Below are 677 nucleotides of genomic sequence, written 5' to 3' on the forward strand. Positions count from 1 at the left end.
GTTGTTCGAAGACCCACAACCTTCTCAAACTACTCCCCTGTTGTACCCTGCTCCCTTCCTTATGGATAATTCCCAGATAAAACCGCATCCGCAATAAAACAGCAGGTGTGACTTATTTTCGCATGGTCGTGTACTGAAGCGCTTTATTCATGTGGGCCTTTGTTTGCTGGATCTTTTTGAGACAACTTCACCTTAGACTTGTTACTAGTTGTAACAGTATTCGACCACAGTCAAAGTATACTAACTGAGTATATCGTTATCATCTGCTTGTTTCGGAGCCGCTAAATAGACTTTTAAGGCTTTTGTTATTGGCTTTTTAAGGTTTTTTCCGAATAACTCGCATTTAATCTCGATAAATTCGCCTTGTAGGGTACTGTCAAAGAATATTCTAACTGGTTCCCCAAAGGCCAAAATCGGGAGGTGATGCTTAATGTCCCCAACAAATTCTTCGATAATTACATATTTCTCAGATTTTGTTACCGTTGGATATTTTGAGCGATCTTGTGGGAGACATATATTATATGGATTATGATCTGGTTCTTCAGTGACCCTAGGAGCGACAAGCAACCCATCTACTTTCGGAATGTGGACATGAATTTCCCCATCTTCAACGTACTGTTCCCCCTTATTGTAGAGGGTTATGTTGAGTCTATACCCGTTCTCTTCGAAAAGAAAAT

At 40.3% G+C, this 677-nt stretch carries 1 protein-coding gene; it reads right to left on the reverse strand.

Annotated features, from left to right (window positions below):
- Positions 1-240 precede the first annotated feature (240 nt).
- On the reverse strand, positions 241-677 hold a 437-nt coding region (locus EI28_RS14595), incomplete at its 5' end, for a hypothetical protein (RefSeq protein ID WP_197018543.1).

It is taken from the genome of Methanoculleus sp. MH98A, assembly GCF_000691865.1.
Taxonomy (GTDB): Archaea; Halobacteriota; Methanomicrobia; order Methanomicrobiales; family Methanoculleaceae; genus Methanoculleus.